This window comes from Vagococcus entomophilus (assembly GCF_003987595.1).
Classification (GTDB): Bacteria; Bacillota; Bacilli; order Lactobacillales; family Vagococcaceae; genus Vagococcus_E; species Vagococcus_E entomophilus.
Genome location: NZ_NGJZ01000001.1, coordinates 257767 through 272242, shown reverse-complemented (window position 1 = coordinate 272242; position 14476 = coordinate 257767). Strand labels below are relative to the sequence as shown.

At 34.1% G+C, this 14476-nt stretch carries 13 protein-coding genes; 1 reads left to right on the top strand and 12 read right to left on the bottom strand.

Features of this window, described 5'->3' with window-relative positions; translation table 11 throughout:
• Genes CBF30_RS01260 through CBF30_RS01250 form a run of 3 tightly spaced genes read right to left on the bottom strand, consistent with a single transcriptional unit; the run spans nucleotide 1 to nucleotide 4940 of the window.
• Entirely contained in the window at nucleotides 1-2769 is a 2769-nt protein-coding gene (locus CBF30_RS01260) for a YfhO family protein (protein WP_126821964.1), read from the bottom strand.
• 20 nt (nucleotides 2770-2789) lie between these two features.
• On the bottom strand, nucleotides 2790-3743 hold the full coding sequence (locus CBF30_RS01255) for a glycosyltransferase family 2 protein (RefSeq protein WP_126821962.1): 954 nt from the start codon (nucleotides 3741-3743) through the stop codon (nucleotides 2790-2792).
• A 27-nt stretch (nucleotides 3744-3770) separates the two neighbouring features.
• A complete protein-coding gene (locus CBF30_RS01250; RefSeq protein ID WP_126821960.1) occupies nucleotides 3771-4940 on the bottom strand; it encodes a nucleotide sugar dehydrogenase in 1170 nt (389 codons plus the stop codon).
• Between the two features lie 155 nt (nucleotides 4941-5095).
• Here CBF30_RS01250 and CBF30_RS01245 point away from each other — a divergent pair, with 155 nt between their 5' ends.
• A complete protein-coding gene (locus tag CBF30_RS01245) occupies nucleotides 5096-5914 on the top strand; it encodes a glycosyltransferase family protein (protein ID WP_126821958.1) in 819 nt (272 codons plus the stop codon).
• 114 nt (nucleotides 5915-6028) lie between these two features.
• Here CBF30_RS01245 and CBF30_RS01240 read toward each other — a convergent pair whose 3' ends face one another.
• The 9 genes from CBF30_RS01240 to CBF30_RS01195 all read right to left on the bottom strand — a co-directional run bounded on the left by CBF30_RS01240 (nucleotide 6029) and on the right by CBF30_RS01195 (nucleotide 14449).
• The gene (locus CBF30_RS01240; RefSeq protein ID WP_126821956.1) at nucleotides 6029-7978 is read right to left on the bottom strand and encodes a DUF2142 domain-containing protein; all 1950 of its coding nucleotides are present in this window, start codon (nucleotides 7976-7978) and stop codon (nucleotides 6029-6031) included.
• A gap of 360 nt (nucleotides 7979-8338) precedes the next feature.
• On the bottom strand, nucleotides 8339-8683 hold the full coding sequence (locus CBF30_RS01230) for a DUF2304 domain-containing protein (protein WP_126821953.1): 345 nt from the start codon (nucleotides 8681-8683) through the stop codon (nucleotides 8339-8341).
• Between the two features lies 1 nt (nucleotide 8684).
• Nucleotides 8685-9407 carry a glycosyltransferase family 2 protein gene (locus CBF30_RS01225; protein ID WP_126821951.1) on the bottom strand — a complete coding sequence of 241 codons (723 nt, stop codon included), beginning with the start codon at nucleotides 9405-9407 and terminating at the stop codon, nucleotides 8685-8687.
• 37 nt (nucleotides 9408-9444) lie between these two features.
• On the bottom strand, nucleotides 9445-10275 hold the full coding sequence (gene rfbD / locus CBF30_RS01220) for a dTDP-4-dehydrorhamnose reductase (RefSeq protein ID WP_126821949.1): 831 nt from the start codon (nucleotides 10273-10275) through the stop codon (nucleotides 9445-9447).
• A 64-nt stretch (nucleotides 10276-10339) separates the two neighbouring features.
• Nucleotides 10340-11368, bottom strand: coding sequence for a dTDP-glucose 4,6-dehydratase (gene rfbB, locus CBF30_RS01215; RefSeq protein ID WP_126821947.1), 1029 nt, complete (start codon nucleotides 11366-11368; stop codon nucleotides 10340-10342).
• Nucleotides 11369-11393: 25 nt separating this feature from the next.
• Nucleotides 11394-11966, bottom strand: a complete 573-nt coding sequence (gene rfbC / locus CBF30_RS01210; RefSeq protein ID WP_211340476.1) for a dTDP-4-dehydrorhamnose 3,5-epimerase — start codon at nucleotides 11964-11966, stop codon at nucleotides 11394-11396.
• Nucleotides 11967-11974: 8 nt separating this feature from the next.
• A complete protein-coding gene (rfbA, locus tag CBF30_RS01205; RefSeq protein WP_126821943.1) occupies nucleotides 11975-12844 on the bottom strand; it encodes a glucose-1-phosphate thymidylyltransferase RfbA in 870 nt (289 codons plus the stop codon).
• A 106-nt stretch (nucleotides 12845-12950) separates the two neighbouring features.
• On the bottom strand, nucleotides 12951-13649 hold the full coding sequence (locus CBF30_RS01200; protein ID WP_245975020.1) for a glycosyltransferase family 2 protein: 699 nt from the start codon (nucleotides 13647-13649) through the stop codon (nucleotides 12951-12953).
• 20 nt (nucleotides 13650-13669) lie between these two features.
• Nucleotides 13670-14449, bottom strand: a complete 780-nt coding sequence (locus CBF30_RS01195; RefSeq protein ID WP_126821938.1) for a glycosyltransferase family 2 protein — start codon at nucleotides 14447-14449, stop codon at nucleotides 13670-13672.
• Nucleotides 14450-14476 lie beyond the last annotated feature (27 nt).

Sequence of the window (14476 nt, the reverse complement as noted above, 5' to 3'; positions counted from 1 at the left end):
CTATTTACTTTTACAATAGTTTGTCAGCCAATTCTGTATTCTTTTTTTTATAATAAACAACACTATTAACAGGATGAGCGCACTCAGAGCTATTTTTATAAATAATTTTACTTTAGTTGGTGCATAAACCAATTTTACCTTTGATTCTCCTTTTGGTACTTCAATCGCTCTGAACAAATAGTTTCCTTTATACATCTGAACTTTTTTTCCATTGACATATGCTTGCCAATTGCCATCATTGTACTCGTTCATAAGTAAAAATCTTTTAGTATTAGTCTTAACAGACAAAGTGACTTGACCATTATCCTCATCTTGGATAACAGTGATTTTTTCATTTGCTGCAATTTTTTCCTTAGACAGGCTTTTAGCATTTTTAATTTTTCTTGCTTGCTCTTCATCTAAGAATAAAGTATTTTTTTTGTATGATTGTTTCATACTACTTAAAACTGATTCAGAATTTTTTTTGATTTCGATGTTATTAATTAACTGTAACTGTGGAGAATAGTTTTGATATTGATGAACCCCTAATTTATCTTTTCCTTTATAAGCATTATCTTTATAATTTAGATAAACTACCAGATTGCCTTCGACTTTTTCGGCATTATAAATAAAATCATTTGCATAAAGTGATACTGCTGCTTTATACAAGGTAAAAGGCAATTGTTCACTATTATCACTGGTTATCAATATTTTATACTTTTTCCCTTTAGAATTTTCTATAGGTGCGAAAGAAATATTTAACACTTGATTATCTTTAATTTTACTTAATGGCGTTTTCTTATTCACCACCACTTGTCCAGAATCAATATCAATAATTTGCAACGTCATGCTTTCGTTTGTAAACTTATGTTGATAATTTGCAGCTACAAACTCGATGTTATTCCAATCGTTCTGCTCTGCTTCAATCTCTTGTTCTATACCCGTTCCAGTATATATTGGCCCAACTGGTTCCAACTCTTTTCCCGTGTAACTGTCATCTACTAAATTAGCTTTAGGAGACACTACGTACTTAACTCCCATATATTTTAATAAATTAGTATTCTCAATCTTGCTAAAGGATACTCTAGTAGCAGAGTCATACGCATCAGACTCGATTCCTTCATAATAATTTTGAACATCTTGATTTGTATAGATAAAATCATGTCCACGAATGTCTCGTAAATTATAAAACATATTTGTTGAAGGGAAAAAGGTCCAACTACCCAAAGCAACAACTTTTTCGTTATTTTGTGTATTTTTTTGCAAGAAGTTGATCGTATCAGTTTTCTTTGGAACAGCCGAGACTTGTTTTGAAACAAATGGTAAGTATTCCTTTGCAAAATTTCCTGAATCATAAATACTGGCAGTACATAAAACGAATGATACAACTGCAAGTATTTTAGGATTTTTCGACTTAATCAGTAGGAATAACATTAAAAATAAAGTAATAAATAAAAGGATGCTACTGATTACTTCCGACTGCTGAGTTCCTGTCAGACTGCTGAACAACCCCACTTTTTTAAAAGCGATTAACAAGATGATAAATGAAAAATAACCCGCAATTAATGCTTTAATTTTATTCTTTTTGTAATAGTCTTGATTGATGAAAAAATCATTTAGAGTAATTGCTAAGTTTATTGCAAATGCAAAGTTCAAAAGCACGATGACCCGATACTTCAAAGATGTATTAATCATTGGCAAATGGCTATATATCGGTGTTAGCCAATTGGTAAAAATCAAAAGTAGCAATATACCAATTGAAGTTAACCAAAATAAAGAATTTTTCTTTTTTTTATAATTTAGAAAAGAAAAAGGTAGCAGCAAGATTGCAAATAAACCTGAAAATAATGTCGATTCATTTAAATGCATGGTCATTGTATTGGAGCGGATATAAGGATAAATTAATGTTTGTAAGAAGTCAGAGCTCAATACCTCGCTTGACTGACCTTTTCTAGATGCTGCATATCCATTTGAACCGACTGAATTTAGTAATTCACCTGTATATGGCAAGCTCAATAAAATAGCGAATAAGACACTCACTCCAAAACCACCAAAGAAAAACAGCAATTTTTTTGGTTCTTTTCTATAATTTTTTATTCCATAAAATAAGACATACATTCCAAGTAGATATAAGAAATATGCTGCAAATGTCGGCATGCCTGCAACTAGCATTAAATAAAGAAAAATAATTACTAAAAACAGGTATTTGATATCCAATTTTTTTAAAAATTTTTCCATAAATAAAAATAGAAATGGTGCAAACATCGCAACATCTGAATGTGGCCAACCATGCCACATTACTAACGCTGCAGAGAATGTATAGCTAATGGCTCCAATTGCTGCTGGTACCTTCTTGACTCCATATTCTCTTGCAAAGAAATACATTCCCAAAAATCCAATCAGAAACTTTGAATATGAAATGAGTGCAATCGCTACTCCAAATGGTAACAGGTAGAAATAATTCAATACATACATGTACAAGCTCATACTTTGTGTTGTTCCGATACCTAAAGACGACATCCAATAAGTAAAGTCTAAATTGTGCAGATATTTATACGCAACAGGATACATATGATCTGCTACATCGGATAAAATAGGTCCCTTGGTTGCAATTTTCATTGAATCGAATGGAGAGAAACTATACATTATATTCAGAAATGACAGGTTGTAATGATCAAAAAAGTAGGAAGAATATACAAACAAGCTAGCACCAAATATTCCAATGAATAGCCATTTATTTTCTTTAACAAACTTCTTCATATTCGACCGCATCGGGTTTTTACTATTCATCAACTTTCATTCCACCCAACTCATTTTTTATTTTCTTGCTCGTAATCCATTTTTCTAACGCGATACTGAACATCTTCTAATAGTTTACGATTGGCAGAAATCAAATCTGCTTGCAAGCCCACAATAACTGTCTGAAAACCAATCATCAACATGGTGCTTGCAAGGATTAGTGACTGAATATGCCCTCTTCCTGTGCCATTTAAAAAGAAAATAAGAAAACGTCCACCGATAATCAAACCGACTACAAAGAAAATCCCTCCCAATAATGTAAAGAATCTTAACGGCTTATACATCATAAATGCTCGTAAAATCGTTAGAACAGATTTCTTTATGTAACCAAACATACTAGAGAACAATCTTGATTCGCGTAATTCAGGATTGGTTCTTACTGGAACAGACTCCATTGCAATTTTATTTCTTCCAGCTTGAACAATCGTTTCTAATGTATACGTGTACTCATTGGCAACATTCATCTGCATTGCAGCATCCCGGCTATATGCTCTAAATCCACTCGGAGCATCAGGAATATCACTTTTTGATGCCTTACGAACAACCCAGCTTCCTAATTTTTGCAATTTCTTTTTCAATGGTGAAAAATGCTCTGTATCAGCTATAGGGCGTTCGCCAATGACGATATCTGTTTTTCCTTCAATAATTGGTCGAACTAATTTTTCAATGTCCGCCCCGCAATATTGATTATCTGCATCCGTATTCACTATGATGTCTGCCCCTTGTCTCAAACAAGCATCCAAACCAGCCATAAAGCCTTTCGCTAGACCTTTGTTGCGCTTAAAAGAAACCACATGATGAATCCCCCATTTTTGGGCAACCTCTACAGTATTATCTTTGCTACCATCATTGATGATTAGATACTCAATCTCATCAATGCCTGCAATTTTTTTAGGTAGATCATTTAAGGCTATTTCCAACGTTTCTTCCTCATTATAACAAGGAATTTGAATTATTAATTTCACAATCAGTTCTCCTATTCAATCAGTATATTAGTCACGTCTGTACAAGTCACGTGTATAAACTTTTTCTTTAACATCTGCTAACTGATCGTCCCAACGATTCGTCACAATAATATCAGAAAGCTCTTTAAACTCATCCAGATCTCGTATAATTTTAGAATGAAAGAAAGATTCTTCCGCATATTTAGGCTCATAAACGACCACATTGATGCCTTTAGCCTTTATACGTTTCATAACGCCTTGAATGGAGGAATATCTAAAATTATCTGAGTCCGATTTCATTGTTAAGCGGAAAATTCCGACTGTCTTTGGATGCTGTGCAATAATTTGTTCTGCTATAAAGTCTTTTCGTGTAACATTTGCTGAAACGATGGCTTCTATCAGATTATTTGGTACTTCATGATAGTTTGCTAGCAACTGTTTGGTGTCTTTAGGCAAGCAATAGCCACCATAGCCAAAGGATGGATTATTGTAGTGACTTCCAATTCTTGGGTCAAGTGATACGCCTTCAATGATTTGCTGTGTATTTAGCTTTCTCACAGTCGCATATGTATCTAACTCATTATAGAAAGAGACGCGCATAGCCAGATAAGTATTCGCAAATAATTTAACAGCTTCTGCTTCGGTTGGTTCTGTTAACAAAACAGGTGTCTCAGGCTCTTCTGAGTTTTCCAGAAAAAGACTGGCAATTTCTTCCCCAGTTGGACTAGTGTCACCGACAACAATTCTAGACGGATGAAGATTATCGTACAACGCTCTTCCTTCTCTTAGAAACTCTGGAGAAAAGAAAATATTTTTAGTTTGATATTTTTCTCTAAGTGATACAACATAGCCTACTGGAATAGTAGATTTTATAATCACTTTTGCTGCATGATTCATTTTAAGTATTGCTTCAAGTGCTTGTTCAACAGAAGAAGTATTAAAATAATTTTGTTTCTCATCATAATCTGTTGGCGTTGCAATAATATAATAGTCTTGATCACTCGAAATTTCCCCAAGCTTATCTGTGAACGTTACATTCAACGTTCTATTAGTTAAGAAATCTTTAATCTCTTCGTCTTCAAGCGGGGATTTTTTTTCTTTTAACAATGCAACTTTTTCAGACAAAATATCGTAAGCGATTACTTTTTCATTTTGTGCCAATAGTAATGCATTGGCCAATCCTACATAGCCTAAGCCAAAAACTGCTATTTTCTTCATAACATGCCTTCCTTGTCCTATACTTTAAATTTTAGTTAAAATTCCACATTGATTATTATATCAGACATCCCTTACTTTTAAAATGTTTATCCTTTAAAAAAATGTTATAATACTATGAAGAATCACTTTATAAATGCAGAAAGGATGCTCTATAAATGAATGCCCTATTTGTCATCGTCTTATACAATACGCCTCTATCAAAATGTGAAAGTTATGCTTCACTAATTCAAAGTCTGGCCCATGTTGACTTTCATTATTCTATTTTGATTTATGATAATAGTCCTTTAAAGCAGCTTGATATCCAATTAGACACTTCTTGTTCTTATCAGCATAATCCTGATAATCCTGGAACCGCAGCTGCCTACAACTATGCGTTAAATCAGATTTCAGAATCAAATGATACTTGGCTCATTTTGCTTGATCAAGATACACAGGTTACCACTGAATTTATAGTCCAAGGATACATTCAGCAAAAAAAACTTTCAAATCAAATCGTTGCAATGATCCCTCGCATCTACAGCGATTCCCGTCAAATCTCTCCAACAGAATCAGATACCTTGCAAGCAATCCACCACCCGATTCTAGTATCTGGAACGTTTAAAGAAAATTTGACAGCTATTGCATCTGGAACATGGATTCGCTCTTCTTTCTTACATTCAATTAACGGATTTAGTCCCCTCTTTCCATTAGATTATCTTGATCATTGGCTTTTTTTTGAAATTTTCAATCAAAAAATGGCAGTCTTAATTTTGGATACCACACTTTCTCATGACCTATCTGTTTTATCCATGAATCAAGTTTCTTTAGAAAGGTACCAAAATATTTTGGATTCGGAGCACTTATACTATTCCAAATATCGAAGAAATTTACATGTACGGTATAAAGCTCAGTTACTCCTACGCTTTTTCAAGCAGTTGCTTACGGTTCGTAACAAAAAAATCGCCTATCATACGTTTCTTTTTTTATTTAAATAACCAAAATAGTCACCCGATTTTTCAAAATAAAGACTTGCTTATGTTGACTTGAAAAAGCCTCTATACCAAATGATTGGTATAGAGGCTTTTCTAAACTAAAAGTTTTCAAACTTTTTATGAGTAATAATGATTTACTATGATTGTGTAAAACACTGCAATAAAAACTAAAATCACGCCACTTAGTGCCACACGTTCTAAAGTTTTTACTTTAATGTCACTTTTAATTTTGGGCGAATTTAATAAATAAATCATTGGAAAGAAAATGGGCAAGATATATCTGCCTTGAAATCCAGCAACCACTTGTGCACCAACTGGTGTAAAAGTCATATATAACGCAGTTAAAGACAACACAAGAGAGCCTAAAAATTGAAAAATAATTAAAACCTTATCCTGTATCATAAAATTAGGTTTTAGACTATCTTGTTCTTCATTAGAATCAAGAAAGCCAAGATAGATAAATATAAACATTATTACCGCACTGAAAAGTTGTGGAATACCAGAAAAATAAGCAAAAAAGCCAAACATGTTTTGTCCATAGTCAAAAACTCTAGTTGACATGTAAACATAGATCATTTTCAAATAAGCTAAAGGATGACTAATAATTCCACTTACCTGTTTCGCGGAGTCTACATTTGGAATACTCCACTGAACTAACCCAAATACACTACTATAATAGTATGTACCAATTGCAACAATTCCTCCTGTGATGAAAATAGCCGCCACATAGCTCACGTATTTTTTTGTCGAAGAAAAATGTTTTTTCCCAAGCATAAACATTAGTAAGAATACTGGCGCATAAGTTACTTTTGCAATCGTTACACAGCTCAATAATAAAGCTAATACTAGATATTTTTTAACAGTCATTTCCTTATTTCTACACTTTATATCCATTAAATAAGCAATCGCATAAAAAACACAGCTCATCGCCATAAAGTCACATGATAAAGATGCCGCAATAAATAAATTAATTGGCAGTAGACCGTAGAATGCCATCGCCCTCTTGCCAAAAGGTATTTTCTTTATTGAGAAGTAAAGCATAAACGCATAAAACAAAACATTCATAAACCTACCTAGCCATAACATAAAAATTACAGGAAGATGTAAAGTTAAAGCTATTTTTACGCCAATTCCGCTAAAAATATAGGGAATAAATAAATTTAGTAACGCACTCGTTGATTTTTTTTGAGGGGTCTGATCGTTGGAAGGCATAGCCAAATAATGATTTTTGACTTCTTTAAAATCTTTATAACTATGATATTCCAAGCCAGAATTAAATCCAAGTTTATCAGTATCCTTGGGATAACTAATTTCTTCTTGATCGTGCAGTATCAGATGCCCGGCTGCAACGCTATAAGATTTTGTAAAATGAGAAAATTCATCCCAAGTGTAATGGGGCGGTGTAATCACCGAGAATATCCCCCCGTATAAAATAGCGAATAATAAAACCAATCGTTCAAATTTAATACCAAATTTTCTAAAAGAAAAAATAATTAAAACAGAAAAAGCAAGAATTGCAACAATCAAAAAGCGAACAAGATTAAATTGAAATTTATTTTCTACTTTTACGATACCCACACTAAACTTTTGTTTTTCTATATTTTTCATGGATAATTTAATTTCAGCAGTTTTTTCTTTAATTACAATTGTCTTTTCGACAAGTCCAAAATATTTACTTGGCACACCGTCATTGACCGTATTAGCAGTAAGCTTTTCTTTATCATTAACCATAACAGAATAAAACATGCCACTACCTTTGCTAACATTTACAGGCTGAAAGCTAAAATTGCTAACATATTTTTTTGGGAACACATAAATGATTTCTCCCTCACCTGCTTTTCCTTCGTACATATTATTTCCCAAAGATTTCACACCAACTAGCTTAGCATGCGTTGGTACACATGAATAATTTTTACTAATAAGGCTTCTAAAGTTAAAAAAACCTATTTCCAAAATTAATGAAAATAGTATAGACACTAAAAATAAAATAGCGATCCCTTTGATACTTTTACTACGACTAATTTTTCTTTCTCGCCCTTCTTCTTGTTGTATTCTTGTTTTTTTCATTACAATACTCCCTCAATTGCTTCTTATTTCATAATGATTATGCCAACAATAATCACTATTATACCTATTACCCCTCTAATACTAATCGGTTCTCCAAGGAAAAAATGCGATCCTAAAAGAATAGCTATGTTTATAAAAGCAATTGACATCGGATATATATAACTTAATTGACTTTTATTAACTATAACTAACCATAAAAGAAAACTGACTAGATAACAAATGATACCTGCAATCATCGTTAATGACAATGATGCCGTAAAAAGGTGTCCTTGAAAAAGAATGCTCAAACTTTTCGATCCCATCTTGAACAAGATTAGTCCCAAAGAGGACAATACCACATAAATAATAAATAAAATCATTTTATTTGCCATCCTTACCTTTTGATTTAATGATAGAAATTTCTTGGACTAAAACTTTTATTTGTTCTTCTTGCCTAGAGGTTATGATATTACTTAAGATCGTATGAAATAGTAAATAAAATAACCCACAAGTATAAATAAAATTAGCAGTTGTTTCAAAACCTAAGCTGGTTGCACACCAATTGGGAATTTTTGGAAACAACGCAAAAAGAACCATCCCACATGTTAAAAAGAACCATCCTAGAGAATTTTTTAGAGAAAATCGGTTTTTATTAATAGAACGGACAACAAAAAATAATCCCAATAAAGCTACTACTAACAATTCTATGCGCAAAATACTGGACAAACTAATCTTCCTCCTTCATAAACCCAGAAACAATTACTGCAAGGCTGACTAAAAACATGTATTTGACCGATTTAAAAGCACGGATAGAGGACTCTCCACATTCTCTTTCTCTCATATTTACTGGTTTTTCAGAGATATTATATTTTTTTTTCAGCAAATGAACAATCGATTCTGGCTCTGGAAAATCAACTGGATATCTATGACAAAATTCTGCAATAACTTTTTTATTTGCTGCTCTAAATCCAGATGTCACATCATATATTTTTTTTCCACTTACACATTTAATAAAGAAAGAAATGATTTGAATTCCAGTTCGTCTTGCAGCTGATGACTGAAACGTTGATACTCCTTTTTTTACAAACCTTGACCCGATTACAAAATCGCATTCACCATTTTTAATGGGGTCAACTATAGTTGGAATATATGCAGCATCATGCTGCCCATCGCCATCAAACTGGATGGCAACATCATAGTCATGCTCCAATGCGTATCGATATCCAGTTTGGACAGCTCCTCCTATACCTAAGTTTTGTATGAGGTTTATCGAATTGATATTATTTTCCTGTAAAACTTTTCTTGTACCATCCGTTGATCCATCATTAACTACAACGTAATCAATCGTATAAGGATTCTCTTTTTTATCTTTAAACGCTTCTAAATCTTTGACTGTTTTTGCTATATTCTCTTCCTCATTATATGCAGGAATAATTACTAACACTTTCATACCCAACACCTCTTTACTCCTAACTTCTTTCCATTTATTATTCTAACATTCCAGCTAATGCTTCTTTCCAAGTAGGAATAGTAAATCCTAACGCTTTAGCTTTACTCAAATCTAATACAGAATACTGAGGACGTTTGGCTTTTTGCGGAAACTTAGAAGAGTCCACAGGAGTTACCTCGACATCAACATCTTTCAAAATTTCAGTTGCAAAATCATACCATGTACAACTTTCATCGTTTGAGAAATGATACGTTCCATACTCAGCTTTTTTATCCGTTACAAAAAGCATGAACTCCGCAAGATTTCTGGTCCAAGTTGGACGCCCAAATTGGTCATCTACTACAGTCAATTTAGGATGTGTTTCGGCTAATTTTTGCATAGTAAACACAAAGTTATGTCCATATTGACCAAAAACCCATGAAGTCCGAATAATATAATAATTTGAAGCAAAGTTTCGCACAGCTTCTTCACCTTCAAATTTTGCACGTCCATATTCATTTTGTGGATTTGCCACATCTTCTGTCGTATATTCTCCGTCCTTTTTTGTTCCGTCAAATACATAGTCTGTGCTAATATAAACAAGCGTTGCTCCAGATTTTTCTGAAGCTTTTGCAATATTTTTCGTTCCCTCAACATTTACTAACTGATTAAGCTCTTTGCCCTCATCTTCCGCCTTATCAACCGCTGTATAAGCTGCACAGTGGAAAACAAGCGTTGGCTTGTTTTCTTGAAAATATTGAGTCACTTTTTCTTCATTTGTAATGTCTAATTCGTTTGTATCTGTTGCATTATAACGAATACCTTTTTCATCTAATAAGTGTCTTAATTCTGTTCCCAGTTGTCCGCTTGCACCTGTAATTAAAATCATTTTGTTTATCCTCCTGAAAAAAGGCAAGCCTACACTTGCCTTTCGTTTTTATAATACGCGCTGTTTACTGACCATTTTTAGCATAATTTGCTTCAACAGCTGCTTTTTCAGCTTGCCACCAGTTTTGGTTTTCTTGATACCAATTAATGGTGTCTTGCAGCCCTGATTTAAAGTCGGTAAACTCAGGGTGCCAACCTAGTTCTTCTCGTAACTTCGTAGAATCAATTGCATAACGTAAATCATGCCCAGCTCGATCACTAACATGTTCATAAGCATCTTTTGGTTGTCCCATCAATTCTAAGATTAACTCCATCACGGCTTTATTATCTTCTTCACCGTCCGCCCCAATAAGATAGGTCTCTCCGATTTTTCCTTTTGTCAAAATAGCCCAAACAGCAGAAGAATGATCATTGGTATGAATCCAATCACGAACATTTTTTCCAGCACCATATAATTTAGGCTTAATTCCTGACAAAACGTTTGTAATTTGACGTGGAATAAACTTTTCAATATGTTGGTAAGGTCCGTAGTTATTCGAACAATTAGAAATGGTTGCCTTTAAGCCAAACGAACGCACCCAAGCTCTCACTAATAAATCAGAACCAGCTTTAGTTGAAGAATATGGGCTTGAAGGATTATAAGGTGTTTGATCGGTAAACTTTTCTCCAGGTCCTTCCCCTTTTTCAGGTAAATCTTCTCTTAAAGGTAAATCACCATAGACCTCATCAGTGGACACATGATGATAGCGTACCCCCTGTTTTCTACAAGCCTCAATGAGTGTATATGTCCCAATAATGTTGGTTTGAACAAACGGAAACGGATCCTTTAGGGAATTGTCATTGTGTGATTCAGCCGCATAATGAACGACTGCATCAGTTTCTTTGACCAATGATTCCACCAAAGTTGCATCTGCAATATCGCCCACGACCAATTTCACACGGTCTTCTGGTAGTCCTGCTAAGTTTTCTTTGTTTCCTGCGTAAGTTAATTTGTCTAGCACCGTTACATGAATCTCAGGATGATGATTCACTACATAATGTACAAAGTTTGAACCAATAAAACCGGCTCCACCTGTCACAATAATTTTTTTCATCAATAAAGTCCTCCAGTAATTCTACTTAAATTTCACCATATACAAATGGATTTTCCGCTTCAAATTCTTTTAGAGTTGGATGTTTACTATCTTTTTCAGATGTAATCGCTTTGTTCACATCAATCGGCCAGATAATTCCTAACTCTTTATCATCAAAGCTAATTCCTCCATCCGCAGCAGCATCATAGTCGTTATCGCATTTATACAAAAAGTTCACATTAGGGGTCAAGGTCACAAATCCATGGGCAAAACCACGTGGAACAAGTAATTGACGATGATTGTGTTCTGAAATAATGTACCCTTCCCACTCACCATATGTTGGGCTACCTTTACGAATATCTACAATCACATCTAAAACAGCACCTGTTACCACACGAATTAACTTCGTTTGGGCTGATTTTCCCTTTTGAAAGTGGAGACCACGTAGAACACCTGCTTCTTGTGACAAGGAATGATTATCTTGAATAAAATTAAAATCAATGCCGGCCTCTTTAAAGTCTTTATCTGAATAGCTTTCCATGAAAAAGCCGCGATGATCGCCGAAAACAGCTGGCTCAATTAATTTTACATCTTGTAGTTTCGTCGGGATCACATTAATTTTTCCCATTATTTTTCGCCTGCCAATCTTAGAATATATTTTCCGTATTCATTTTTTTTCAATGGTTGTGCAAGTTTTACCAATTGCTCTTTGTTTATGTAGCCCATACGATAGGCAATTTCTTCTAAACAAGCTACTTTTAAGTTTTGTCTTTTTTCTATTGTTTCAATGAATGTACTTGCTTCTAGTAAAGACTCATGTGTGCCCGTATCTAGCCAAGCATATCCTCGACCTAATAGCTCAACACTTAAGTTCCCTTGTTCTAGATATTTTTTATTCACATCTGTAATTTCAAGCTCTCCTCTTGGTGAAGGAGCAATATTTTTAGCAATGTCAACAACTGAATTGTCATAAAAATACAAACCTGTCACAGCATAATTACTTTTTGGTTTTTCAGGTTTTTCTTCAATCGACATAGCTTTCATATTTTCATCAAAATCAACAACGCCAAAACGTTCTGGATCATTGACATGATAGCCAAAAACAGTCGCTCCTTTTTCTTTTACGGCCGCACGTTGTAGCATTTTAGAAAGACCGCCACCATAATAAATATTGTCTCCTAATATGAGGCAAACAGAATCATTTCCAATAAATTCTTCTCCAATAATAAACGCTTGCGCAAGTCCATCTGGGCTTTCTTGAACTTTATATTCGATATGAATCCCAAGCTCGTGTCCGTCGCCAAATAATTGCTCAAATCGTGGTGTATCAGTTGGTGTTGAAATGATTAAAATATCTTTTATTCCCGCTAACATCAAAGTAGACATTGGGTAATAAATCATCGGTTTGTCATAAATGGGCATTAATTGTTTTGATACTGCTTTTGTCAATGGATACAAGCGTGTACCGCTTCCTCCAGCAAGGATTATTCCTTTCATCTGTAACATGCTCCTTTATCTTGTATGTTTTTTAGAGTAGAACATTCACTTTATTATCTCATCTAAATCCGGTTTTGTCATTTTTTTTTTGATAATTAATCCGATTTTAATATTTAACATGCATTCGCTTTATTAACAAATATGTAATGGTAACACGCCATTTTATCTGCTGCCAAAAGCTAGCTTTCGTTTTGATCTCCGAAACATTCTTTTCATGTCTTCTGTAAAAAACTAACTTTTCGGGAATCATTAGTACTTGATGTTTTTTATCGGCAAGTAGCCCAATCCACATGTCATGCATTGGTACAGTTTTAGGAATTGGAAGTATTTCCTTTTTAAATTCCGAACGAAAAACCATGGCACAACCTATATAAGAACTTCGAAATAAGTTTTTCAAAAATCCTGTTTTGCACTTCCTGAATTGATAATACGAAGGCATGATTTCATTTCCCGAAGCATCCATTACAATTAAGTCAGACATCAGCACTTGCTTGTCAGGATAGTCTTCAAAATAATTTTTCATGATTTCCACTTTTTCTGGATGCCAAATGTCGTCTTGATCGGCTAAAAAAATCAATTCATTTTGTGCATATTTGATCGCTGTTTCGAAGTTTTGAATGACCCCACTTCCAACATTTTTTATTAGTTTTATTCCAGGCTCTACTTGCTGGATTCTTTTGATAATGCGGAGTGTTGCATCACTTGATCCATCATCTGAAATAATGAGCTCGTCTCCTTTTGAAAGCTGAGGTAAAATACTTTTAATTTGTTGATCAACATAGTCTTCTCCATTGTATGTTGCCATGCATACAGAAATGCGCTTCGTCAAAACCACTTCCACCCCCATTTATTAAAAAATTGCGCCAAAGAACGCATAAATACAAAAAACATTTTCAAACTTTTATGTGCTGCTTTCTCGTACATATGTGTAACCGTTAAGAAAGGTGTGTATAAAATGCTGTATCCTCGTTCTTCAAAGCGTAGACAAAGATCGTTATCTTCAAAATACATAAAGAATCGCTCATCAAAGCCCCCAACTTCTTTAAACTTTTCAATATCGACGGTCAAAAAGCAACCCGATCCCATACGAATAATTGTATTTCTGTCATCGGGTAAATCATGACATTCGTACCTGGCTAATCTTTTTTTATCAAATTTTATCGGACAAAATCGTAAAAAGTAATCCCAAACAGTCACTCTTTTTCTCACCAAATGCTGAGTTGTACCGTCTTCATTTAAAACTTTGGGCGAAACAGCTGCTAAAGAGACATCTGTTTGAAGTAATTGAACTACCGATTCTAGTACCTCTCTTTTCACTAAAATATCCGGATTAAATATAATCCCGTATTTAGCAGAGGAATGAAGCAACACTTGGTTATGTCCATGTCCAAAGCCCGCATTTTCTGGTGAAAAAATAAGCGTGACAAAAGATTCATACGTACGCAATTTTTGTTGGTATTCTTCCGTTGAAGCATTATCATGAATGATAATCTTAAATTGTTCAGTATCTGCTAATTCCTGCTGTAAATGGTCCAACACACGAAAGATTTCTTTGCTATCATGTGTGACAATACTAATGATAATTGGTTGTGTTTCAGTCTTCATTACTCACTGGACCTTTCTGATAGAAGT

Excerpts from the sequence above, each read along its gene's own strand:
- CBF30_RS01260 (WP_126821964.1), bottom strand. The coding sequence starts at position 2,769 with ATGAATAGTAAAAACCCGATGCGGTCGAATATGAAGAAGTTTGTTAAA.
- CBF30_RS01250 (WP_126821960.1), bottom strand. The coding sequence starts at position 4,940 with ATGAAGAAAATAGCAGTTTTTGGCTTAGGCTATGTAGGATTGGCCAAT.
- CBF30_RS01245 (WP_126821958.1), top strand. The coding sequence starts at position 5,096 with ATGAATGCCCTATTTGTCATCGTCTTATACAATACGCCTCTATCAAAA.
- CBF30_RS01240 (WP_126821956.1), bottom strand. The coding sequence starts at position 7,978 with ATGAAAAAAACAAGAATACAACAAGAAGAAGGGCGAGAAAGAAAAATT.
- CBF30_RS01225 (WP_126821951.1), bottom strand. The coding sequence starts at position 9,407 with ATGAAAGTGTTAGTAATTATTCCTGCATATAATGAGGAAGAGAATATA.
- rfbD (WP_126821949.1), bottom strand. The coding sequence starts at position 10,275 with ATGATTTTAATTACAGGTGCAAGCGGACAACTGGGAACAGAATTAAGA.
- rfbB (WP_126821947.1), bottom strand. The coding sequence starts at position 11,368 with ATGAAAAAAATTATTGTGACAGGTGGAGCCGGTTTTATTGGTTCAAAC.
- rfbA (WP_126821943.1), bottom strand. The coding sequence starts at position 12,844 with ATGAAAGGAATAATCCTTGCTGGAGGAAGCGGTACACGCTTGTATCCA.
- CBF30_RS01200 (WP_245975020.1), bottom strand. The coding sequence starts at position 13,649 with ATGGCAACATACAATGGAGAAGACTATGTTGATCAACAAATTAAAAGT.
- CBF30_RS01195 (WP_126821938.1), bottom strand. The coding sequence starts at position 14,449 with ATGAAGACTGAAACACAACCAATTATCATTAGTATTGTCACACATGAT.